Origin of the sequence: Streptomyces sp. NPDC100445 (assembly GCF_044759735.1) — a bacterium.
Classification (GTDB): domain Bacteria; phylum Actinomycetota; class Actinomycetes; order Streptomycetales; family Streptomycetaceae; genus Streptomyces.
Genome location: NZ_JBIVZV010000007.1, coordinates 297,677 through 319,886, shown reverse-complemented (window position 1 = coordinate 319,886; position 22,210 = coordinate 297,677). Strand labels below are relative to the sequence as shown.

At 75.0% G+C, this 22,210-nt stretch carries 12 protein-coding genes; 3 read left to right on the top strand and 9 right to left on the bottom strand.

Annotated elements, in window-relative coordinates; all coding sequences use genetic code 11:
* From ACIQVT_RS19430 to ACIQVT_RS19390, 9 genes are all read right to left on the bottom strand, one after another.
* Positions 1–10,725 carry an SDR family NAD(P)-dependent oxidoreductase gene (locus tag ACIQVT_RS19430; protein WP_403754751.1) on the bottom strand — a complete coding sequence of 3,575 codons (10,725 nt, stop codon included), beginning with the start codon at positions 10,723–10,725 and terminating at the stop codon, positions 1–3.
* A 93-nt stretch (positions 10,726–10,818) separates the two neighbouring features.
* Positions 10,819–12,099, bottom strand: a complete 1,281-nt coding sequence (locus tag ACIQVT_RS19425; protein WP_403754748.1) for a methylaspartate mutase — start codon at positions 12,097–12,099, stop codon at positions 10,819–10,821.
* A complete protein-coding gene (locus ACIQVT_RS19420; RefSeq protein WP_403754745.1) occupies positions 12,096–12,548 on the bottom strand; it encodes a cobalamin B12-binding domain-containing protein in 453 nt (150 codons plus the stop codon). The genes ACIQVT_RS19425 and ACIQVT_RS19420 overlap by 4 nt, the downstream gene beginning before the upstream one ends.
* Complete coding sequence (locus tag ACIQVT_RS19415; RefSeq protein ID WP_403754742.1) at positions 12,548–13,786, bottom strand: type III PLP-dependent enzyme; 1,239 nt, start codon at positions 13,784–13,786, stop codon at positions 12,548–12,550. Before ACIQVT_RS19415 ends, ACIQVT_RS19420 begins: the two co-directional genes overlap by 1 nt.
* Positions 13,783–15,309: an AMP-binding protein gene (locus ACIQVT_RS19410; protein WP_403754739.1), complete on the bottom strand. Its 1,527-nt coding sequence runs from the start codon at positions 15,307–15,309 to the stop codon at positions 13,783–13,785. The genes ACIQVT_RS19415 and ACIQVT_RS19410 overlap by 4 nt, the downstream gene beginning before the upstream one ends.
* Complete coding sequence (locus ACIQVT_RS19405; protein WP_403754923.1) at positions 15,306–16,868, bottom strand: amino acid adenylation domain-containing protein; 1,563 nt, start codon at positions 16,866–16,868, stop codon at positions 15,306–15,308. Before ACIQVT_RS19405 ends, ACIQVT_RS19410 begins: the two co-directional genes overlap by 4 nt.
* Before the next feature lie 25 nt (positions 16,869–16,893).
* Positions 16,894–17,145, bottom strand: coding sequence for a phosphopantetheine-binding protein (locus ACIQVT_RS19400; RefSeq protein ID WP_403754737.1), 252 nt, complete (start codon positions 17,143–17,145; stop codon positions 16,894–16,896).
* A gap of 26 nt (positions 17,146–17,171) precedes the next feature.
* On the bottom strand, positions 17,172–18,107 hold the full coding sequence (locus tag ACIQVT_RS19395; protein WP_403754734.1) for an ACP S-malonyltransferase: 936 nt from the start codon (positions 18,105–18,107) through the stop codon (positions 17,172–17,174).
* Between the two features lie 38 nt (positions 18,108–18,145).
* Positions 18,146–19,042 (bottom strand): proline iminopeptidase-family hydrolase, encoded by an 897-nt coding sequence (locus tag ACIQVT_RS19390; protein ID WP_403754732.1) that lies wholly within the window; start codon positions 19,040–19,042, stop codon positions 18,146–18,148.
* A 408-nt stretch (positions 19,043–19,450) separates the two neighbouring features.
* Between ACIQVT_RS19390 and ACIQVT_RS19385 the strand changes: the two genes are divergently transcribed.
* Genes ACIQVT_RS19385 through ACIQVT_RS19375 form a run of 3 tightly spaced genes read left to right on the top strand, consistent with a single transcriptional unit; the run spans position 19,451 to position 22,184 of the window.
* Positions 19,451–20,683 (top strand): cytochrome P450, encoded by a 1,233-nt coding sequence (locus ACIQVT_RS19385; RefSeq protein ID WP_403754729.1) that lies wholly within the window; start codon positions 19,451–19,453, stop codon positions 20,681–20,683.
* A gap of 47 nt (positions 20,684–20,730) precedes the next feature.
* Entirely contained in the window at positions 20,731–21,966 is a 1,236-nt protein-coding gene (locus ACIQVT_RS19380) for a cytochrome P450 (RefSeq protein WP_403754726.1), read from the top strand.
* Between the two features lie 26 nt (positions 21,967–21,992).
* On the top strand, positions 21,993–22,184 hold the full coding sequence (locus ACIQVT_RS19375) for a ferredoxin (protein WP_403754723.1): 192 nt from the start codon (positions 21,993–21,995) through the stop codon (positions 22,182–22,184).
* Positions 22,185–22,210: the final 26 nt, after the last annotated feature.

Below are 22,210 nucleotides of genomic sequence, written 5' to 3'. Positions count from 1 at the left end.
TCAGGTGCCGCTGCGGTCGAGCGCGGCGCGTACCAGGTCGGCCACGGCCATGGACTTGATGTCCAGGGCCCGGTCGGCGGGTGCCGGGTCCGCGGTGGGGTCGGCCAGTTTCAGCAGGCCGTCGAGGAGGCCGGCGTCCCGGATGCGGGCGAGGGGGATGCGGGCGAGGACGGCGCGCAGTTCGTCGTCGTCGCCGGGTACGGCCGCGGTGGGGGCGGGTTCCGGCCGCAGCCGTTCCAGGAGGTGGCCGGCGAGCGCGGCGGGGGTGGCGTAGTCGAAGACGAGCGTGGACGGCAGGCGCAGTCCGCTGACCGTGTTCAGGCGGTTGCGAAGTTCCACGGCGGCGAGCGAGTCGAAGCCCAGCTCGGTGAAGGCGCGGCGTGGTTCGACGGCGGCGGGTCCGGCGTGCCCGAGGACGGCGGCGGCCTCGGTGCGGACCGCTTCCAGCACGGTGTGTTCGTGGTCGGCGGCGGGCAGGCCGGCCAACTGCTCGCCGAGGGTGCGGGCGGGGCCGGCGTCGTCGGGGCGGGCGGTGACGCCGGCCAGGGTGCGCAGCACGGGCGGCACATCGGTGCCGCGCCGGCGCAGGGCGGCGGTGTCCAGCCGTACCGGGACGAGGGCGGGCTGGCCGGAGGCCACGGCGGTGTCGAACAGCTCCAGCGCCTCGTCCGGGTCGAGCGCGCCGATGCCGGTACGTTCGATGCGCTGGACCTCGGCCGTGTCGAGTGCGGCGCCCATGCCGCCGCCGGCCCACAGGCCCCAGGCGAGGGAGGTGGCGGGCAGGCCGAGGGCGGCGCGGTGGGCGGCCAGCGCGTCGAGGAAGACGTTGGCGGCGGCGTAGTTGCCCTGGCCGGAGGCGTCGAGGGTGCCGGCGGCCGAGGAGAACAGCACGAAGTGGGCGAGGTCCCGGTCCCGGGTGAGTTCGTGCAGGTGCCAGGCGGCGTCCGCCTTGGGCCGCAGCACGGTGTCCAGCCGGGCCGGGGTCAGCGAGGTGACCAGGCCGTCGTCGAGGACGCCGGCGGTGTGGACGACGCTGTCCACGGGGTGCGCGGCGAGCAGCGCGGCGAGCGCGGTCCGGTCGGACACGTCGCAGGCGACGATGTCGGCCTCGGCGCCCAGGTCGGCCAGGGCGGCGCGCAGTGCGGCGGCGCCGGGCGCGCCGGGGCCGCGGCGGCTGGTGAGCAGCAGGCGGGTGACGCCGTGCCGGGTGGCCAGGTGGCGGGCGACCGAGGCGCCGAGCCCGCCGGTGCCGCCGGTGACGAGGACGGTGCCCCACGGGCGGTCGGTGCCCGGGGCGTCCTCGGCGCGGACCAGGCGGGGGGCGTGGGCGCGGCCGTCGCGCCACCGGATCTCCGGCTCGCCGGAGTCGATGAGCGCCGCGAGCGCGGCGCGGTCGGGTACGGGTGCGCCGGGCGCCGTCCGTGCGACGAGGAGGATCCGGCCGGGGTCCTCGGCCTGCGCGGCCCGGACCAGTCCGTGCACCGCGGTGTCGGCGAGGCCGCCGCCGGTGAGGACCACGAGCACCGAGCCGGCGTACCGGTCGTCGCCCGTCCATGCCTTCAGGACGTCCAGGGTGCCGACCAGGGCGGTGCGGACGGCGCCGGGGAGGTCCGGGCCGTCGGCGGGCGGGGCGGTGACCGGGAGGATCACCACGTCGGGCACGGTGTCGCCGAGCGCGTCCAGGCCGGCGTGGACCGGGGCGCCGAGGCCCAGGTCGTCGTCGCCGAGGACGGCCCAGCCGCGGCGGTCGGGGCGGCCGGCGGTCCCGGGCAGCGGGGTGTCGGTGACGGTGTACAGGTGCCGGCGGCGCTGCGGGGTGAGCCGGTCCGCGGTGACCGGCCGGGTGACGTAGGACTCGACGGTGGCGAGGGGCCGGCCGTCGGTGTCCGCCAGTTCGAGTCGGGTGCCGTCGGTGCCCGGGGTGACGCGGACGCGGGCGGTGAGGGACGCCTGGGCGTGCAGGGTGACGCCCGTCCAGGCGAAGGGCAGGGCGATCCCGGCGGACGGTTCGGCGGGTGCCGCCGCGCCGTCCAGGAGGGAGGTGACGTGCAGGGCGGAGTCCAGCAGCGCGGGGTGCAGGGCGTGCCGGGCGGCGTCCTGGCGTGCGGGTGCGGGCAGTTCCAGTTCGGCGAGGAGGGTGTCGCCGTCGCGCCAGGCGGCCCGCACGCCGCGGAAGACGGGGCCGTAGTCGTAGCCCTCGGTGTGCAGGCGCGGGTAGAGGCCGGTGACGTCGAGGGGGGTGGCGCCGGGCGGCGGCCAGGCGCCGGACGCGGCCGGTGCCGGGGCGGTGGGTCCGGTGAGGGTGCCGGTGGCGTGCCGGGTCCAGCCCTCGTCGTCGGGGGCGTCCTCGGCGCGCGAGTGGATCTCGACGGAGCCGTCGGCGCCGGTGGCGACCTGGAGGCGTACGGCGGTGTCGGCGGGCAGCGCCAGCGGGGCCTGGAGGGTCAGCTCCTGGAGGACCGGGCGGCCGGTGAGGCGGCCGGCGTGCAGCGCGAGGTCGACGAGCGCGGCGCCGGGCACCAGCACCGTGCCCAGCACGGCGTGTTCGGCGAGGACGGGGTGGGTGGCGGTGGAGATCCGGCCGGTGAGCAGCACCCCGGCGTCGCCGGGCAGGTCCAGGCGGGCGCTGACCAGCGGGTGGCCGGTGGCGGCGAGTCCGTGTCCGGCGGCGTCACCGACGGCGGTGGCGGGCGCCGGGAGCCAGTACCCGCGGTGCTCGAAGGCGTAGGTGGGCAGGTCGACCCGGCGTCCCGCGTACGTCCCGTACAGCACCGCCCAGTCGACGTCGAAGCCCCGGGTGTGGACGGCGGCCAGGGCGGCGAGCAGGCCGGGCAGCTGGGCGGTGTCCTTGCGGGCGGTGGGGACGAACAGGACGTCCTCGGTGTTCTCGGTGTTCTCGGTGTCGGGCAGGCAGTCGGGGCCCAGGGCGGTGAGCACGGGCGCGGCGCCCAGTTCGAGGAAGGTGCCGGCGCCCTGCGCGGCCAGGGCCGCGACCGCGTCGGCGAAGCGCACCGTCCGCCGCACGTGCCGTACCCAGTAGTCGGCGGAGCCGAGTTCGGCGGCGGTGGCCGGGGCGCCGGTGAGGGTGGAGACGAGGGGCACGGTCGGCTCGGCGGCCCGGAGGCCGGCCACGACCTCCCGGAACGCGGCCAGCATCGGGTCCATGCGGGGCGAGTGGAAGGCGTGCGAGACGCGCAGCCTGCGGGCGGTCGTGAAGTGCGCGGCGACCTCGGTGACGGCGTCCTCGTCGCCGGAGACGACCACGGCACGCGGGCCGTTGACGGCGGCGATCGCGCAGCGCCCCTCGTCCAGCAGCGGGGTGACCTCCTCCGGCGACGCCTGGACGGCGACCATCGCGCCGCCCGCCGGCAGGGCCTGCATGAGCCGGCCCCGGGCGGCGACCGCGGTGACGGCGTCCTCCAGCGACCAGACCCCGGCGACGTGCGCGGCGGCGAACTCGCCGACGGAGTGCCCGGCCAGCCAGTCGGGGCGCAGGCCGAAGGACTCCAGCAGCCGGTAGAGGGCGACCTGCGTGGTGAACAGGGCGGCCTGGGTGTAGGCCGTCCGCTCCAGGGTCTCGGCGTCGCCGCCGAGGACGACGTCGGCGAGGGGCCGTTCGAGGTGCTTGTCGAAGAGGGCGGCGGCGCGGTCGAAGTGCTCGGCGTAGACGGGGAAGGCGTCGTACCAGTCGCGGCCCATGCCGGGGCGCTGGGCGCCCTGGCCGGAGAACAGGTAGGCGAGGGTGCCGTCGGTGGCGGAGCCGGTGACCAGCAGCCCGGGGGCCTCGGTGCCGTGGGCCAGGGCGGTCAGCGCGGCGGTGGCCCCGTCGTCGCCGGCCGGGAGGAGCACGGCGCGATGGGGGTGGGTGCCGCGGGTGGTGGCCAGGGCCAGGCCGAGATCGGCGGCGGCGGTGCCGGTCAGCTCCAGCAGGCGCCGGGCCTGGCCGCGCAGGGCCTCGGGCGAGCGGGCGGAGACCGGGAGGGCGAGGACGGGCGGGGCGGTCGCGGGGTCCGGTTCCGGGGGCGCGGGCTCGGTGAACTCCTCCAGGATCACGTGGGCGTTGGTGCCGCTGATGCCGAACGAGGACACACCGGCCCGCCGGGAGCGGTCGGTCGCGGGCCACGGGCGTCGCTCGGTGAGCAGTGCCACGCTGCCGGCGCTCCAGTCGACCTGGTCGGACGGCGCGTCGACGTGCAGGGTCTTCGGCAGGACGCCGTGGCGCATCGCCATGACCATCTTGATGACGCCGGCGACACCGGCGGCGGCCTGGGTGTGCCCCATGTTGGACTTGACCGAGCCCAGCCACAGCGGTTCGGCCCGGTCCTGGCCGTAGGTGGCGAGCAGCGCCTGCGCCTCGATGGGGTCGCCGAGGGTGGTGCCGGTGCCGTGCGCCTCGACGGCGTCCACGTCGGCCGGGGTGAGCGCGGCGGCGGCGAGCGCGGCGCGGATGACGCGCTGCTGGGAGGGACCGTTGGGGGCGGTGAGGCCGTTGGAGGCGCCGTCGGAGTTGACGGCGGAGCCGCGGACCAGGGCGAGCACCCGGTGGCCGTTGCGGCGCGCGTCGGAGAGGCGTTCGACGACGAGGACGCCGGCGCCCTCGCCCCAGCCGGTGCCGTCGGCGGCGGCGGCGAAGGACTTGCAGCGGCCGTCGGCGGCGAGCCCGCGCTGCCGGGCGAAGTCGACGAAGGTGTCCGGCGTCGACATGACGGTGACGCCGCCGGCCAGGGCGAGGTCGCACTCGCCCTGCCGCAGCGCCTGGGCGGCCAGGTGCAGGGTGACCAGTGAGGAGGAGCAGGCGGTGTCGATGGTGACGGCCGGCCCCTCCAGGCCGAGGGCGTAGGCGACCCGGCCGGAGACGACGCTGCCGAGGGTGCCGTTGCCGAGGTAGGCGGCGAGGTCGTCGGGGACCTCGGGCAGCCAGGTGCCGTAGTCGTGGTACATGACGCCCGCGAACACTCCGGTGCGGGAGCCGCGCAGGCGATGCGGGTCGATGGCGGAGCGCTCCAGTGCCTCCCAGGACACCTCCAGCAGGAGCCGCTGCTGCGGGTCCATGGCGGTGGCCTCGCGGGGGCCGATGCCGAAGAAGCCGGGGTCGAACTCGGCGGCGTCGTACAGGAAGGCGCCTTCGCGGGTGTAGGTGCGGCCGGGGGTGCCCGGTTCGGGGTCGTAGAGGGCCTCGGTGTCCCAGCCGCGGTCCGCCGGGAAGCCGCCGACCGCGTCGACGCCGTCGGCGACGAGCCGCCACAGGTCCTCCGGGGAGCGGACCTCACCGGGGTAGCGGCAGCTCATGCCGACGATGGCGATCGGGTCGTCGTCGGGGGCGGTGCGGGCCGGGGCGGCGGGGGTGCCCTCGGGGCCGGTACCGAAGAGGGTGTCGCGGAGGTGGCCGGCGAGGGCGCGGGAGGTGGGGTGGTCGAAGACGAGGGTGGCGGGCAGCCGCAGCCCGGTGGTGGTGCCCAGCCGGTTGCGCAGTTCGACGGCGGCGAGCGAGTCGAAGCCGAGGTCGGTGAAGGCCCGGCCGGGGTCGACGGCGGACGGCCCGTCGTGCCGGAGCACGGCCGCCACCTCGGTGCGCACCAGGTCGAGCAGGGCGCGGTCGCGGTCGGCGGCGGGCAGCGCGGCGAGCTGCCCGTCCGTGGCCCGCGCGGGGCCGGCGTCCGCCGTGACCCGCCGGGTGACCGGGCGGACGAGGCCGGTCAGCAGCGGTGGTACGCCGTCGGGGCGGCGGCGCACGGCGGCCGCGTCGATCTCCACGGGCACCAGGTGGGGGTCGCGGGAGCGGACGGCGGCGTCGAACAGCTCCAGGGAACGTGCGGCAGACAGTCCGGGGACGCCGTGGGCCGCGATGCGCTGTCGGGCGGTGTCGTCCAGGGCGGCGCCCATGCCGCTGTCGGTGGCCCACAGGCCCCAGGCGAGGGAGGTGGCGGGCAGGCCGAGGTCGGCGCGGTGCTCGGCGAGGGCGTCGAGGTAGGCGTTGGCGGCGGCGTAGTTGCCCTGGCCGGGGCCGTCGAGGACGGCGGCGAGGGAGGAGAAGAGCACGAAGTGGGCGAGGTCGCGGTCCCGGGTCAGTTCGTGCAGGTGCCAGGCGCCCAGCGCCTTGGCGTGGAGGACCTCGTCGACCATCTCGTCGGTGAGGGTGTCGACGATGCCGTCGCGGACGGTGCCGGCCGCGTGGACGACGGAGTCGACGGGGTGCTGTTCGAGCAGGCGGCGCAGTGCCTCGCGGTCGCCCACGTCACAGGCGGCGGTGGTCACCTCGGCGCCGAGGGCGGTGAGTTCGGCGTGCAGGGCGGGGGCGGTGCCGCGGCGGCCGGCGAGCACCAGGCGGCGCACGCCGTGGGCGCGGACCAGGTGCCGGGCGAGGAGCGCGCCGAGGCCGCCGGTGCCGCCGGTGACGAGGACGGTGCCCCAGTCGGCGGCGGGTTCGTCACCCGGGGACTGCGCGGTCAGTCGGGGCACGCGGAACTCGCCGTCGACGAGCGCGAGTTCGGGTTCACCGGTGACGAGGAGCCGGCGCAGGTCGGTCTCGGAGGGCAGGGCGTCGCTCTCGACGAGGACGTAGCGGCCGGGGTTCTCGGCCTGGGCGGAGCGGACCAGGCCGCGGACGGCGGCGTGGGCGGGGCAGGCGGGCCGGACGACGAGGACGAGCCGGGTGTCGGCCAGGCGCTCGTCCGCCTGCCAGGTGCGCAGCAGCCGCAGGACGTGGTGGACGTGGGCGCGTGCCTCGGTGGCGTCGGCGCCCGCCGGGTCGGCCAGGCGGTGCACGACGGCGTCCGGGGCGGGGCCGGCCGGCAGTGCCTCGACGGAGTCCGTGAGCACGGCGGTGCGCAGCGGCGCGGTGGTCGCCGGCCGGGGGTGCGGGGACCACCGCACCGCGTACAGGACCTCGCCGCCGGCCGGTACGGGCCGGGAGGTGAGGGCCTCGACGACGGCCACCGGGGCGCCGGTGGCGTCGGCGAGGTGCAGGGCGAGGGTGTCGCCACCGGTGTGGGTGATCCGCACGCGGAGGGTGGACGCGCCGGTGGCGTGCAGGGTGACGCCGGTCCAGGCGAACGGCACCAGCACCTCTGGGCGGGGCGGGGCGTCGAGGTCGGCGGCGTGCAGCGCGGCGTCGAGCAGTGCCGGGTGCAGGCCGAACGCGCCGGCGTCGGCGGCGACGTCCTCGGGCAGGGCGACCTCGGCGTAGACGTCGTCGCCGTGCCGCCAGGCGGCGCGCAGCCCCTGGAAGGCGGGGCCGTAGCCGTAGCCCTGGTCGGCGAGGTCCGGGTAGACGCGCGCGGTGTCCAGGGGGCGGGCGTCGCGCGGCGGCCAGTCGGTCGGGCCGGCCGGGGCGGACGGCGCGGTGGTGGTGAGGACGCCGGCGGCGTGCCGGGTCCAGGGCGCGGCCTCGTCGGCGCGGGTGTGGACGGTGACGTCGCGGCGTCCGGAGTCGTCCGGTTCGCCGACGGCGACCTGTACGGCGACGTCCTCGTCGGCGCGCAGCACGAGCGGGGCGCCGAGGGTCAGCTCCTCCAGGGTGGTGGCGCCGACGTGGTCACCGGCGCGCAGGGCGAGTTCGACGAAGGCGGTGCCCGGGAACAGCACCCGGCCGGCGATGACGTGGTCGGCGAGCCACGGCTGGGTCCGGGTGGACAGCCGGCCGGTGAGGACGACACCCTCGGCGCCCACGGCGACGACGGCGGCGAGCAGCGGGTGGCCGGCGGGGAGCTGGCCGAGGCCCGCGGCGTCGGTGGCGGGGCGCTGCTCCAGCCAGAACCGGCGCCGCTGGAAGGGGTAGCCGGGCAGGTCGACGCGGTGTCCGCCCGGGCCGCCGAAGTGGCGCCGCCAGTCGACGGGGACGCCCCTGGCGTGGGCGGCGGCGAGCGCGGTGACGGCCTCGCGGGCCTCGGACCGGTCGCGCCGCAGCACCGGCAGGAAGGCGGTGCCGGGGGCGTCGGTGCAGTCCGGGCCCATGGCGGACAGCACCGCGTCCGGGCCGACCTCCAGGAACGTGCGGACGCCGGTGTCGGCGAGTGTGCGGACGGCGTCGTGGAAGCGGACCCGGGCGCGGACGTGCTCCACCCAGTACTCGGGGTCGCACAGCTCGGCGGTGACGGGACCGCCGGTGACGGTGGAGACGACGGGCAGCGCCGGCTCGGCGTAGTCCAGGACGTGCGCGACGCGGCGGAACTCGGCCAGCATCGGTTCCATCAGCGGCGAGTGGAAGGCGTGGCTGACCCTGAGGCGTTTGGTGTCGTGGCCGCGCGCGGCGAGTGCGGCGGCGATGCGCTCCACGTCCGCCGTGTCGCCGGAGACCACGACGGCGGTGGGTCCGTTGACCGCGGCGATGCCGGTGCGCGGGGTGAGCAGCGGTGCCACCTCGTCCTCGGCGGCGCGTACGGCGACCATGGCGCCGCCCTCGTCCAGTGCCTGCATGAGCCGGCCGCGGGCGGCGACCAGGATGGTGGCGTCCTGGAGGGTGAGGACCCCGGCCACGTGGGCGGCGGCGATCTCGCCGACGGAGTGCCCGGCGAGCTGGTCCGGGGTGAGGCCCCAGCTCTCCAGGAGCCGGTACAGGGCGACCTCCACGGCGAACAGGGCGGGCTGCGCGTACTCGGTGCGGTGCAGCAGCTCGGCCTCGGGGGTGCCGGGCTCGGCGAACAGGACGTCCTTCAGCGGGCGGGTGAGCTGGAGGTCGAAGTGGGCGCAGACGTCGTCCAGGGCGTCGGCGAACACGGGGTGGGCGGCGGCGAGTTCGCGGCCCATGCCGGGGCGCTGGCTGCCTTGCCCGGTGAACAGGAAGCCGAGTTCGCCGTCGGCGCGCGCGGTGGGCGGCGTGGTTCCGGAGGCCAGGTCGTGGAGGGCGGCGCGCAGTTCGGCGCGGTCGGCGGCGACGAGGACGGCCCGGTCGGGCAGGGCGGCGCGGGTGGTGGCCAGCGCCTGGGCGAGGTGGAGCGGGTCGGTCTCGTCCACCAGGGGCAGCAGGTCGGCGGCGCGGGCCCGCAGGGCGCCCTCGCCCCGGGCGGACAGGGGGAACGGCAGCGGTGTCCCGGCGGGCGGAACCGGGCGCCGGTCGGTGCCGGGCTCCGACGGTCCGGGCTCCGGCTCCGGCTGCTCCAGGACGACGTGCGCGTTGGTGCCGCTGACCCCGAACGAGGACACGCCCGCCCGGCGGACCCGGTCGGTGTCGGGCCAGGCACGCTCCTCGGTGACGAGTTCCAGCGCCCCGGACGACCAGTCGACGTGCGGGGTGGGCGCGTCGACGTGCAGGGTCGCCGGTATCCGCCCGTGCTCCATGGCGAGGATCGTCTTGATCAGCCCGGCGGCACCGGCGGCGGCCTGGGTGTGCCCGAGGTTGGACTTGACGGAGCCGAGCAGCAGCGGGGCGCCGGCGGGGCGGCCCTGGCCGTAGGTGGCGAGCAGCGCGGTGGCCTCGATGGGGTCGCCGAGCCGGGTGCCGGTGCCGTGGGCCTCGACCACGTCCACGTCGGCGGCGGTGAGACCGGCGTCGGCGAGCGCGCGGTGGATCAGCCGCTGCTGGGCGGTGCCGTTGGGCGCGGTCAGGCCGTTGGAGGCGCCGTCCTGGTTGACGGCCGAGCCGCGCACCAGGGCCAGTACCCGGTGGCCGTTGCGGCGGGCGTCGGAGAGCCGTTCCAGGACGAGCACGCCGACGCCCTCGGCGAAGCCGGTGCCGTCCGCGGCGGCGGCGAACGGCTTGCAGCGCCCGTCGGGTGCGAGGCCCCGCTGCCGGCTGAAGGCGGTGAACACGCCGGGGCCGCCCATGACGGCCACACCGCCGGCGAGGGCGAGGGAGGACTCGCCCTGCCGCAGCGAGCGGCACGCCAGGTGGACGGCGACCAGGGAGCCGGAGCAGGCGGTGTCGACGGTGACCGCGGGGCCCTCGGCGCCCAGCACGTAGGCGACCCGGCCCGAGATGACGCTGTTGGCGTTGCCGGCGAGCAGGTAGGCGTCGAGGCCGTCGGGGGCGTCGTGCAGGCGCGGCCCGTACTCCTGGATCTCGGCGCCGAAGAACATGCCGGCCGGGGTGCCGCGCAGCGTCGTGGGGTCGATGCCGGCGTCTTCCAGGGCCTGCCAGGAGGTCTCCAGGACGAGCCGCTGCTGCGGGTCCATGCCGAGGGCCTCGCGCGGGCTGATGCCGAAGAAGTCGGCGTCGAACTCGGCGGCGGTGTCGAGGAACCCGCCGCTGCGGACGTAGGTGCTGCCGGGTACCTCGGGGTCCTCGTCGTAGAGGGCGTCCAGGTCCCAGCCGCGGTCGCGGGGGAAGCCCGACAGGACCTCTCCGCCCTCGGTGAGCAGCCGCCACAGGTCGGCGGGCGAGGCGATGCCGCCGGGGAAGCGGCAGCCGATGCCGACGACGGCGACCGGTTCGTCGGTGGGGGTGTCACCGGCCGGCGGGCCGGGGGTGTCCGCCCGGCCGTGGACCTCGGCGAGCAACCGGGCGGCCAGGTCGTGGACGGTCGGGCAGTCGTAGGCGAGGCCGACCGGCAACTCCAGGCCGGTGCGTTCGGCCAGCCGCCGGTGCAGGTCGACCGCGGCGAGCGAGTCGAGTCCCTGCGCGGCGAAGGGGGCGTCCGGGTCGAGTGCGGCCGACGTGCCCGGCCGGGCCGTCTCGATCGCCTCGGTCACGGCGTGGCGCACCAGTTCGGTCACCAGCCTGCGGTGCTGGGACGGAACGGCCGTGGCGAGCCGTCGTGCCAGAGCTGAGTCGTGTCCGGGCCCGTTCATCCACGCATCTCCACTTTCGGCCGACACCGGTTTTCCTCACCTTTTTTCCACACCATAGTGACGGCCCCTGAAAGGCCACACCCTTAAGCACCCCTAGGGGTGCGCGACTTCGCGGGTCCGGGTGTCCTCGGGGTCACGCCGGTCGAAGGAACGGCGCACATAGGACAGGGAGTCGAGCAGTTCCGCGGAGGTGACGGACCGCGCCGGGCGTACGTCGGCGATGCCGTTCAGCGGCATCCGCCCGATGTCGGCCCAGGCCAGCCGGCCGTCCGCGGCGATATAACTCCGGCTGGATCCGGCGTTGTCCGGATGCAGACAGTAGGGGACGTCGAGCCGTCCCTCGGCGAACGCCGTCAGCAGGGCCGCACCGAGGTCGTCGTCCAGCTTGAGCACCCCGTCGACCAGGGCGTTCGCCTCGGCGTAGGTCTGGGTTCCGGTGGCGTCCAGCGGTGCGCGGGGGGTGCGCGCGGCGACCTCCGCCGCGAATTCCAGGGCGGCGGTGTTCTCCGCCACCGTCGGAATGCGCCGGGACTCCGCGACGGTTTTCACGATGAGCCGTTCAGAGCCGCTGGCGACGGCGAGTTCGGCCGCTTTCCCCAGCAGCCGGTAGGCGCCCTGTTCCGTTTCCGGATACAGGCCCATGTAGGCGTAGACGACGACGTGCCATTCGGTGTCCGGCAAAAATCGCGCGCACAGGGCGCGCAATGCGGCCACCGCCTCGGCGTCCTGGCGCGGATCGGTCTGCTGCGCGTAACTGACGGAAATGCTGCGGATGCCGTGCCGGTGGAAGAAGAGCGCCTCCAGGACGCTGACGGCGACGAGCAGGCTGGGTGGGCAGAGCTGGCCGAGGACGCAGCCGCCGAAGGTCTCCAGGTGCGGTTCGGCCCCCGCCTCGCGCAGGGCCGCGAGCAGTTCGCAGGAGGCGGCCCAGTGGGCGACGGACTCGCGCAGCGGGACCCGGCCGTAGGGCAGGCAGTAGGAGACCGGGCCGCCCTCGGAGGCGTCGAGTCCGACGGCGGTCAGCGCCCGGAAGATGTGCAGCGGCGCGGCCGAGCCGTGCCGGACCTGGACCGGGAAGGCGGGACCGTGGATGCCGTCGAGCACCTGTCGGGTGACGGCCGGCGCGTGGCTCGCGATCGGGTAGCCGTTGAGGGCCACGCCCTCCAGGACGGCGAGTTCGGCCGACTCCAGGTCACCGACCCGGGTGTAGCTGTCCAGGGTGATCGTGCCGACGGTGGTGGCCCGGGCGTCCCGGGTGGCGAGCAGCCCGGCCCGCATCCGTTCCGGGCTGCTCATCCCCATCCGGGGCTGGACCACCAGGTGGCCGGCGTCGTGAGCCCGGCGCACGAACGCGCCGAACCCGCCGCCGGTCACACCAGGGCCCGCTGCGGCAGCGTGCCGAGCATCCGCCGGAACGCGGTGACGCCCTCGGCGCTGTCGTCGAACACCGCGTCGTATCCGGCGGCGCGCAGCGCGGCCACCTCGTCGGGACCGCAGGGGCCGGCGATGCCGAGCTTGCCACCGATGACGGCGGGCACCGCGTCGAGGCCGGGGTGCTCGCGCAGCCGGGTGACGGTGCGCATGCCGTCGTGGTAGCCGTGGCCGTTGACGCTGCTGACCACGATGAGGCAGGGGCGGTGGGCGACGGCCTCGGCGATGAGCAGGTCCTCGGGGACGCAGGGGCCGAGGTTGACCACGCGGTGCCCGTGCTCCTCCAGGAGGAGCTGGAGGTAGACGAGGTTCCAGGTGTGCGAGTCGGAGATCCCGCCGGCCACCAGCACGGGCTGGTCACCGGGGGCGGGGAGGGCCGGGTAGGGGCTCATCACAGGGCCTGTCCGTGGTCGTAGGTGCGGGTGTGCTCGATGCGGGAGACGGAGACGACGTCGTCGCCGCGTACGACGATCTCGGCGGGGGCGGGCCGGCCGAGGAACATCAGCAGGCTGGCCGTGGGGCCGTACGCGCCGGCGTTGGGGACGGTGAGCAGGTCGCCCGGTGCCAGCGGGGGCAGCGGGACGTTCCGGCCGAGCAGGTCGCCCGGGGTGCACAGCGGTCCGGCGAGGCTCGCCGGGGTGCCGTCCGCGCCGACGGACTCGTGCGGTTCGACGGTGACGGGCAGGATGCGGCCGAGTCCGGACATGCCGCCGAAGGTGTTGATGCCGGCGTCGAGGACGAGGTAGCGGTGGTCGCGGCTGTCCTTGACGTTGACGACGGCAGTGAGCAGAGTGCCGCTGTCGGCGACCAGGTAGCGGCCGGATTCGCAGGCGATCTGCGGGGCGCCCGCGCGCCAGCCGGGGAAGTGCTCGTCCAGCGTCGCGGCCAGGGCGTCGCCCAGCTCGCCGTAGACGGGGCGTTCGCCCTGCACGGCGTAGGGCGCGGCGAACCCGCCGCCGATGTCCAGGAAGCGGAAGGTGACGCCCAGGTCCCGCTGGAGGGCGGCGGCGGTGGCGATGGTGTGCCGGAACTCGGCGATGAGGCTCGCCTCGTCCTTGGCGTTGCTCAACGGGAAGAAGTGCAGTCCGGCGATGCGGGTGCCGGGGACGTCGCGCAGGCGGTCGGCGAGGCCGGGCAGGGTCTCGCTGTCGAAGCCGAACTGCGAGGGCACGCCGGTCATGCGGATGCTGGTGGCGGCGGCGCCGGTGGCGTTGTTGACCCGGAGCAGGCAGTCGGCGGTGAGGCCCAGCCCGAGCGCCGTCTCGCCGACGCGGCTCAGGTCGCCGGGGGACTCGGTGGAGAACAGGCGGACTCCGCGGGCCAGCGCCTCGGTCAGCTCCGCGGTGGTCTTGCCGGGCCCGGTGTAGAGGATGCGGTCGCCGGGGAAGCCGGCCAGCAGCGCGGCGTCGAGTTCGCCGACGGAGCTGATCTCGGCGCGGCAGCCGCGGGCGCCGCCGGTGCGCAGCTCGCGCAGCACTTCGGGGTGCGGGTTGGCCTTGGCGGCGTAGAACACCTCGACCCCGTCGGGCAGCGCGGCGAACAGGTCGTCGCGGGCCGCCGCCACCCGGTCCAGGTCGTAGACGTAGGACGGGGTGCCGAAACGCTCGGCGAGTTCGGTGCGGACGGTCACGGGGTGGGTCCTTCCAGGAGGCGGGCGAGCCGCTTGCGGTCGTGCTTGCCGTGCGGGGTCAGCGGCAGCTCGTCGACGACGCGGCTCACGCCGGGCACCTTGGCGGGCTCCAGCCGCAGCGACAGCTCCTTGAGCAGGGTGTGCGGCTCGATGTCGCCCTCGGCGAACACGGCGAGGTCCCGGCCCTCGGCGGGCGGCAGCACGGCGGCGGCGCGGACGCCGGGCACGTCGGCGGCGGCCGCCTCGATCTCGGTGGTGCTCATCCGCACGCCCTTGTGCTTGAACATGTCGTCGCGGCGGCCCTCGTAGTAGAGGAAGCCGTCCTCGTCCACATGGCCGTAGTCGCCGGTGTGCAGCCGCAGTCCGCCGTCGGGGGCGGGGCGGAAGGCGCGCGCGGTCTGTTCCGGGGCCCGCCAGTAGCCGGGCATGACGTGCGGTCCCTCGACCACGATCTCGCCGGTCTCCCAGGGCGGCAGCGGCCGGCCCCCGTCGTCGACGACGAAGGCGCGGGTGCCGGGCAGCGGGCGGCCGACCGAGTCGGGTTTGGCGTCCTGGAAGGCGGGCAGCAGCACGGAGACGCGCTTGCACTCGGTCTGCCCGAACTGGACGACCACCTCCGCGCCGGGGAACGCGGTGCGCAGCCCGTCGGCGGTCGGCTTGGGCAGCGCGGCCCCGGTGTTGGTGAACATGCGCACCCGGGACTCCTGCGCCGGTTCGCGTTCGGCGAGGGCGCAGATCATGGTGGCCAGGGACGGCACGATGGGGACGACGGTGGCGCCGGTCTCCCGGATGCGGCGCAGCAGCAGCAGGTCGGACTCGCCGTCGGCGAGGACGAGTTCGCTGCGGCCGGCGGCGGTGAGCAGCACCTTGTACAGGCCGTAGTCCCAGGAGATCGGGAAGCGGCAGAACACCACGTCGTCGGGGCGGTAGCCGAGTTCCAGGTTGATGGCCTCGGTGGCGAAGACCATGCGGCCGTGCGGGCAGACGACCGCCTTGGGGGCCGCGGTCGAGCCGGAGGTGTACACGAGGACGGCGTTGTCCTCGGGGGCGACCCGCGCGCCGCCGGAGCGGGCCCCGTGCTCGCGCAGGGCGGTGATGTCCGGCCACACCGCACCGGACCCGAGGACCGGCAGGCCGCCGGTGAGGGCGGCGACCCGGTCCACGGCGGTGTCGGTGACGACCACCAGGGACGGCTCGGCGTTCTCGACGACCGCCCGCAGGTGGTAGTCCTTCATGCCGGTGTTGACGGGGACCAGGACCGCGCCCCGGCGCGCGGTGCCGTACAGCAGCGCGACCAGTTCCCGGGTGCTGGGGAGCTGGACCAGGACCCGGTCGCCGTGGCCGATGCCGCGCGCTTCCAGCCAGGCGTCGACGGCGTGGCTGTACGCGGCGAGTTCCCGGTACGTCCAGCGGCCGGCGGCGTCGGTGACCGCCGGGGCGTCCGCGCGCTCGGCGGTGGCCTCGTCGAGCAGGTCGTGCACCCGGGCGTCGGTGCGGGCCGGCACTGTCGGTTGACCGTTCACTGCGAATCCTGCCGCCTTTCGTGTGTGCCTCCGGCACCGGCGGACTGCCGCACGGCCGTGGCCTGGGAGGCGAGCTTCCTGCGGTCGGTCTTGCGGTTGAAGTTGAGCGGGAGGGCGTCCAGGTGGTGGTAGGCGCGCGGGACGACCGCGGCCGGCAGCAGCCGGCGCAGGTGGCGGGCGAGCCGGGCGGGCGGCACGGGGACACCGGTGTGGAAGACGGCCAGTTCCACGGTGCCGTCCACGGGCACCGCGACGGTCACGGCGTCCTCGACGCCGGGGCAGGTGCGCGCGGCGGCGTCCACCTCGGCCAGCTCCACCCGGATGCCGTGCACCTGGACCTGTGCGTCCTGCCGGCCCAGGTAGAGCCAGCCGCCGTCGCCGGCGCGGCGGACACGGTCGCCGGTGCGGTAGAAGCGCCGGCCGTCCCGCTCCAGGAACCGTCCCTCGTCGTCGGCCGGGTCGAGATAGCCCGGGGTCGACTGCGGTCCGGCGATGCACAGTTCACCCTCGTCACCGGTGGTGGGCGTGCCGGTGGGGTCGAGCAGCAGCGTCTCGTGGCCCGGGTGGACGTCGCCGATGGGCACCATGTCGTTCAGGTGCCGTCCCGGTGTCCAGCGGTACGCGGTGACGGTGATGGTCAGCTCGGTGGGGCCGTACAGGTTCTCCAGCGCGGCGCCCGGCGCGGCGGCGGCCCAGTCCTCGGCGTCCTTGCAGCTGAGCGCCTCCCCCGCGAAGAAGCTCCAGCGCAGCGACCCCAGGGCGCCCGGCGTGAGCCCGCCGGTGCGGCGCACCAGGGTGATCGCGCTGGGCGTGGAGAACCACACGGTGACACACTGTTCGGCCAGGAACTCCGGCAGGTGCGCGTAGGCCCGGGCCGGGACGGGGACGACGGTGGCGCCGGCGCCCCAGGCGCAGAACAGGTCGAACATCGCGCAGTCGAAGTTGAGGTCGAAGGTCTGTGAGAACCGGTCCCGGGGGCCGAAGTCGTAGCGCCCGTCGAGCAGCCGGAAGTAGTGGGCGGTGTTGGCGTGGGTGACGGGTACGCCCTTGGGCCTGCCGGTGGAGCCGGAGGTGAACAGCACGTAGGCGGTGTCCGAGGGGCGGGTGGGCATGGGGGCCTTCAGGGCGCTGTCCGCGTCGAGGTCCAGCGCCGGCATCGGCTGTCCGCCGGGGGCGAAGAGCGTCGGCAGGGTGACGCCGGCCTCGTGCAGCGCGGTCAGGGCGGGCAGCGCGTCGTCGTCGGCGAGCAGCGCGCCGACCCCGGCCGCCTCGATCATCTGCCGGGTGCGGGCGGCGGGGAAGGCCGGCTGGAGCGGTACGACGGTGAGGCCGCTGTACAGGCCGGCCAGCAGCGCGGCGTACGCCGTGACTCCCTTGCCGGCCAGCACCCCCACGGTGGGTGGCGGGCCGGGCAGCCCGGCGAGCAGCGAGCCGGCCCGCACCAGGGCGTGTTCGTGCAGCTCGCGGTAGGTGACGTCGACGCCGTCGGCGCTGAGCGCGGGCCGGTCCGGGGAGACGGCCAGGCCGCGCGCGAACCGGCCGGACAGCGTGCCGTCCATGGTGGGGTCCACGGTGGCCGTCCCGTCAGCCCGCGGTGGACTGCTGCATGCCCCGCACGGTGTCCCACAGCACGCCGGCGGAGCGGAAGGTGTCCATGGTGAGCGCGCTGTCGCGGAAGCGGACCTGGTAGTCCTCCTCCAGCGTGCCGAGGAGCTGGACGGTGCCGAGCGAGTCCAGGCCGAGGTCCTTCAGGTCGGACTCCGCGGTCAGTTCCTCCTGGGGCGGGAGGAAGGGCAGGAAGGGGCGGAGTATCTGTTCGAACCGGTCGTCCCACATGGGAGCCTCCAACGAGTCGGGCGGGGTCAGGCGGCGCGGGTGCGGCGCCGGGGGGTCATCGCCGTCCGCGGCTGCGCGGCGACGACGTCGAAGTCGCGGACGGTGCGGGGCACCCGCCCGAAGAGGCTGTCGGGCCCGGCGACGCACAGGCGGCGGACGCCGGCGTCCTTCAGGGCCGTGGTGACGCTCGGCCAGTTCATCGGGTGGTCGAAGCCGTCGAGCAGCATGGTGCGCAGTTCCTCGCCGGTGTGCAGCAGCCGGCCGTCCTGGTCGGCGACGACGGGCAGCGCGGGGTCGGCGAAGGAGTAGCGGGACACCACCTCGCGGGCGGCCTTGTCGCGCAGCGACCGGAACGCCGAGGCGTGCATGGGGGGCCGCATCGTGTACAGCGGGAGGCTGCCGATGGCGCGCAGCCGCTCCTCCATCCAGGTCACGCGGTGCTCGGAGAGGGAGACCATGTAGAAGCCGTCGTCGATGTGGCAGGAGATCTCGTGCCACTCCCCCGCCTCGTCCAGCTCGGCGAGGACCGTGTCGAGGCCGTCGCGCGGGGCGCGGACGAAGGACAGGGTGACGATGTCCCGGTGCTCGGTGGCGAAGTACTCCTCCAGGCAGCGGGCGATCTCGGCGGTCAGCCGCACGGCGTCGGGCAGTTCCAGGGCGCCGGTGTAGGCGAGGGCGGCCTTCTCGCCGAAGCTGGGTCCGGCGACGATGTCCGCTTCCACGCCGAGGTGGTCCCGGGCCCAGTGGGCGCAGGCCAGGCAGTTGACGAAGAAGGCGACCTGGGCGGCCTCCGAGTAGTCGCCCGGGGCGGTGCGGAAGGCGTCCACGAGGGAGTAGCCGAGGGCGTCGTCGGCGACGGCGACCAGCTCCCGGGCGACGGGGTTGGCCACCATGAACCTGCCCACGTCGGCGAACGGGACGGGTCCCATGCCGGGGAAGACCAGCGCGGTGTCGTGTGCCATGGCGGGATCCCCGCCCCCTTTCACGAGGCTCCGGAGCGTCACAGGCTCTTGAGGAAGTCGGTCATCACCTGGCGGAACCGCTCCGGTTCCTCCAGGTGCGGCAGGTGGCTGGACTCCTCGAAGATCTCCCAGCGCGCTCCGGGGATCTCGTCGTGGTACGGCCGGACGACGGCCGGGGTGGCCTCGTCGTGGCGGCCGCTGATCACCAGGGTGGGGGTGCGGATCCGGTGCAGGTCGCCGACGATCGTCCAGTCCTTCAGGGAGCCGATGACGTGGAACTCGTTGGGCCCGTTCATCGCGTAGTAGACGGTCGGGTCGTTGTAGATCTCCATGAAGGAGGACAGGAAGTCCCGGGGCCAGGGCGTCAGGCGGCACACGTGACGGTCGTAGAAGACCCGCATCGCGGCCAGGTACTCCTCGGTGTCGTACGTACCGGCCGCCTCGTGCCGCAGCAGGGTCTCCTCCACGTCCGGCGGCAGCGCGGCGCGCAGCCGGGCCATCTCCGCCAGCCACATCGGGTACGAGGCGGGTGCGTCGGCGACCACCAGTCCGCGCAGGCCGGCCGGGCCGGTCATGGCGTGCCGGGCGCACAGGGGGCCGCCCCAGGACTGGCCGAACAGCACATAGTCGTCGGCGATCCCCAGCCGTTCGACGAGGTTGGCCAGTTCGGCCTCGAACAGCTCGACCGTCCAGAAGTCGGCGTCCTCGCCGGGCAGGTGGGTGGAGCCGCCGTTGCCGAGCTGGTCGTAGTGGACGACGGGCCAGCCGTCGTCGGCCAGGTCGGCCAGGGGCAGCAGGTAGTCGTGGGTGCTGCCGGGGCCGCCGTGCACGGCGACGACCGCCGGCCGTCCCGCGCCGAGCTCACCGGTCACCCGGTACCAGGTCCGGTACTCCCCGAAGGGGACGGTGCCCTTCGCGCTGGCTTCCGGGGACACGCTGATCACCTCTGCTCGCTGCGGGACTGGCGGCGGCCGGGACCAGGACACCGGCCGGGACCGGGAGAGCCGGGGCGCGGGATGATCGCCGTCTCTGCCGTGGTCCGCAGCCGACGCTAACGGCCCCCGCGCCGCCACCAGACCCCTAACCGCCCCTAGGCGGCCCCCGGCGGAACTGGGGGCACCGGGGGCGCGTCCGCCGGCGGCGCCGGCCAGGTACCCGTGGCGCCGGCCGCGCCCGGCCCCGCACCACGGCACCGGCGTTCTTCTAGGGGCGGCTAGGGGTTGGGGTCCGTCGGCGTGGCTGCCTAGCGTGCCGGAGAGGGCCGACGGCGCCGCACCGGCGCCCAGCCCCGGACCCGCTCCGATGCCGGCGCGTCCCGTTCCCTCCCGTGCGAAGAGGACCTGATGACTGCACCTGCCGAACCGGCCGACGAGGCCGCGCTGCCCGAGTTCCCGATGCGGCGGGCCTGCCCCTTCAGCCCGCCGGACGCCTACGCCGAGCTGCGCGAGACCGCGCCGGTCTCCCGGGCGCGGCTGAAGGTCAACGGCAAGCCCACGTGGCTGGTCACCCGGCACGACCTGTACAAGAAGCTGCTGGGCGACGCGCGGGTCAGCGCCAACCTGAAGCTGCCCGGGTACCCCCTCCAGGTGCCGGTGCCGGAGGAGGTCCTCCAGTCGGTGCCGCTCACCTTCCTGTCCATGGACCCCCCGGACCACACGGTCCAGCGCCGCATGCTGGCCCCGGAGTTCAGCGTCCGGCGGATGCGCGAGCTGCGCGAGCGGGTCCAGCAGATCGTGGACCAGCAGATCGACCAGATGCTCGCCAAGGGCGCGGACGGTCCGGTCGACCTGGTCACCGCCCTCGCGCTGCCGGTGCCCTCACTGGTGATCTGTGAACTGCTCGGCGTGCCGTACGAGGACCACGGCCGGTTCGAGGAGTGGGCGTGGGCCATCATGAACCACGACATCAGCGAGGAGGACCGGGGCCGCGCCCACTACGAGCTGGACCGCTACGTGGACGGGCTGGTCACCGCCAAGGAGAACGAGCCGGGCGACGACATGATCAGCCGGCTGATCGAGTTCAACCGGCGGACTCCGGCGGTGGAGCACTCCGACATCGTCAGCATGTCCAAGCTGATGCTGGTCACCGGGCACGAGACGACCGCCAACATGATCGCGCTGGGGGTGCTGGCGCTGCTGGAGCACCCCGAGCAGCTCGACGCCGTCCGCGCGGAGCCGGAGCTGATGCCCAAGGCCGTGGAGGAGCTGCTGCGCTTCTTCTCCATCTCCGACGCGGGCACCGCCCGGGTCGCCCTGGAGGACATCGAGCTGGGCGGGGTCACCATCCGGGCCGGCGACGGCATCCTGCCGCTGAACAACGCGGCCGACCACGACGAACGGGTCTTCCCCGACCCCGACCGCCTGGACGTGCGGCGCGAGGCCCGCAGTCATCTGGCGTTCGGCTACGGCGTCCACCAGTGCATCGGCCAGAACCTGGCGCGCATGGAGCTGGACGTCGTCTACACGACGCTGCTGCGACGGGTCCCGACGCTGCGGCTGGCTGCCCCGGTGGGGGAGCTGCGGTTCAAGGACGACGCGATCGTCTACGGCCTGTACGAGCTGCCCGTCACCTGGTGACACCGCACCGCCCCCGCTCCGGCACCGACTCCGTCCGAAAGGCACCCATGACCCAGTCCGCCGACGCCGCGCCCGAGACCGGGTCGCCGCTCCCCCAGTTCCCGATGCGACGCACCTGTCCCTTCAGCGAGCCGCGCGAGTACGCCGAGATGCGCGCGGAGAACCCGGTCTCGCGCGCCGCCCTGAAGGTGAACGGCAAGCCGACCTGGCTGGTCACCCGGCACGAGCACGTCCGGCAGGTACTGGGCGACGGCCGGGTGAGCTCCAACCTGAAGATGCCGGGCTACCCGCACCAGTTCCACATTCCCGAGGAACTGCTGGCGCAGGTCCGGCTGATGATGCTGAACCAGGATCCGCCGGAGCACACCGCGCAACGCCGCATGCTCATCCCGGAGTTCACCGCCCGCCGGGTGCGGGAGCTGCGCCCGCGGATCCAGCAGATCGTGGACGAGCACGTCGACGCGATGCTGGCGGCGGGCGGCCCGGTGGACCTGGTCACCGCCCTCGCGCTGCCGGTGCCCTCGCTGGTGATCTGCGAACTGCTCGGCGTGCCCTACGAGGACCACGCCCGGTTCGAGGAGTGGTCGGCGGCGATGATGAACCACGAGCTGAGCCCGGCGGAGTACGGGGCGGCCGTGCAGGCCCTGGACACCTACCTCGACGGGCTCGTCACCCTGAAGGAGAAGGAGCCGGGCGACGACCTCATCAGCCGCTTCCTGGAGAAGAACCGCACCGAGCGGATCGCCGACCACACCGACGTGGTGACGATGGCACGGCTGATGCTGGTCGGCGGCCACGAGACGACGGCCAACATGATCGCCCTCGGGGTGCTGGCCCTGCTGCGGCACCCGGAACAGATGGCCGAGCTGCGGTCCGACCCCGCCCTGCTTCCCAACGCCGTCGAGGAGCTGCTGCGGGTCTTCTCCATCTCCGACTCCGGCACCGCCCGGGTCGCGGCGGAGGACATCGAGGTCGGTGACGTCACCATCCGCGCCGGCGAGGGCATCCTCGCCCTGAACAACGCGGCCAACCACGACGAGTCCGTCTTCCCCGACCCGGACACCCTCGACATCCACCGCAAGGAGGCCCGCGGCCACCTGGCGTTCGGCTACGGCATCCACCAGTGCATCGGCGCGAACCTCGCCCGGGTCGAGCTGGAGACCGTCTACGGCACGCTGCTGCGCCGCGTGCCCGGCCTCCGGCTGGCCGCCGCGCCGGAGGAGCTGCGGTTCAAGGACGACGCCATGGTCTACGGCGTCTACGAACTCCCCGTCACCTGGTGACGGCCGACCCGAACGGACTCCCCGTCATGCGTGTCACCACCGAACGCGCCCGGTGCGTCGGCTCCGGCCAGTGCGTGCTCCTCAGCCCCGAGGTGTTCAACCAGGACGACGACGGCCTGGTGACGGTCCTGCGGGAGGAGCCCGGCGAGGGGTTGCGCGAGCAGGTCCTCGAAGCCGCCGACCTGTGCCCGTCGCGCACCATCCGCGTGCACGACTGACACCCCGGCGGACACGACGGCGGCGG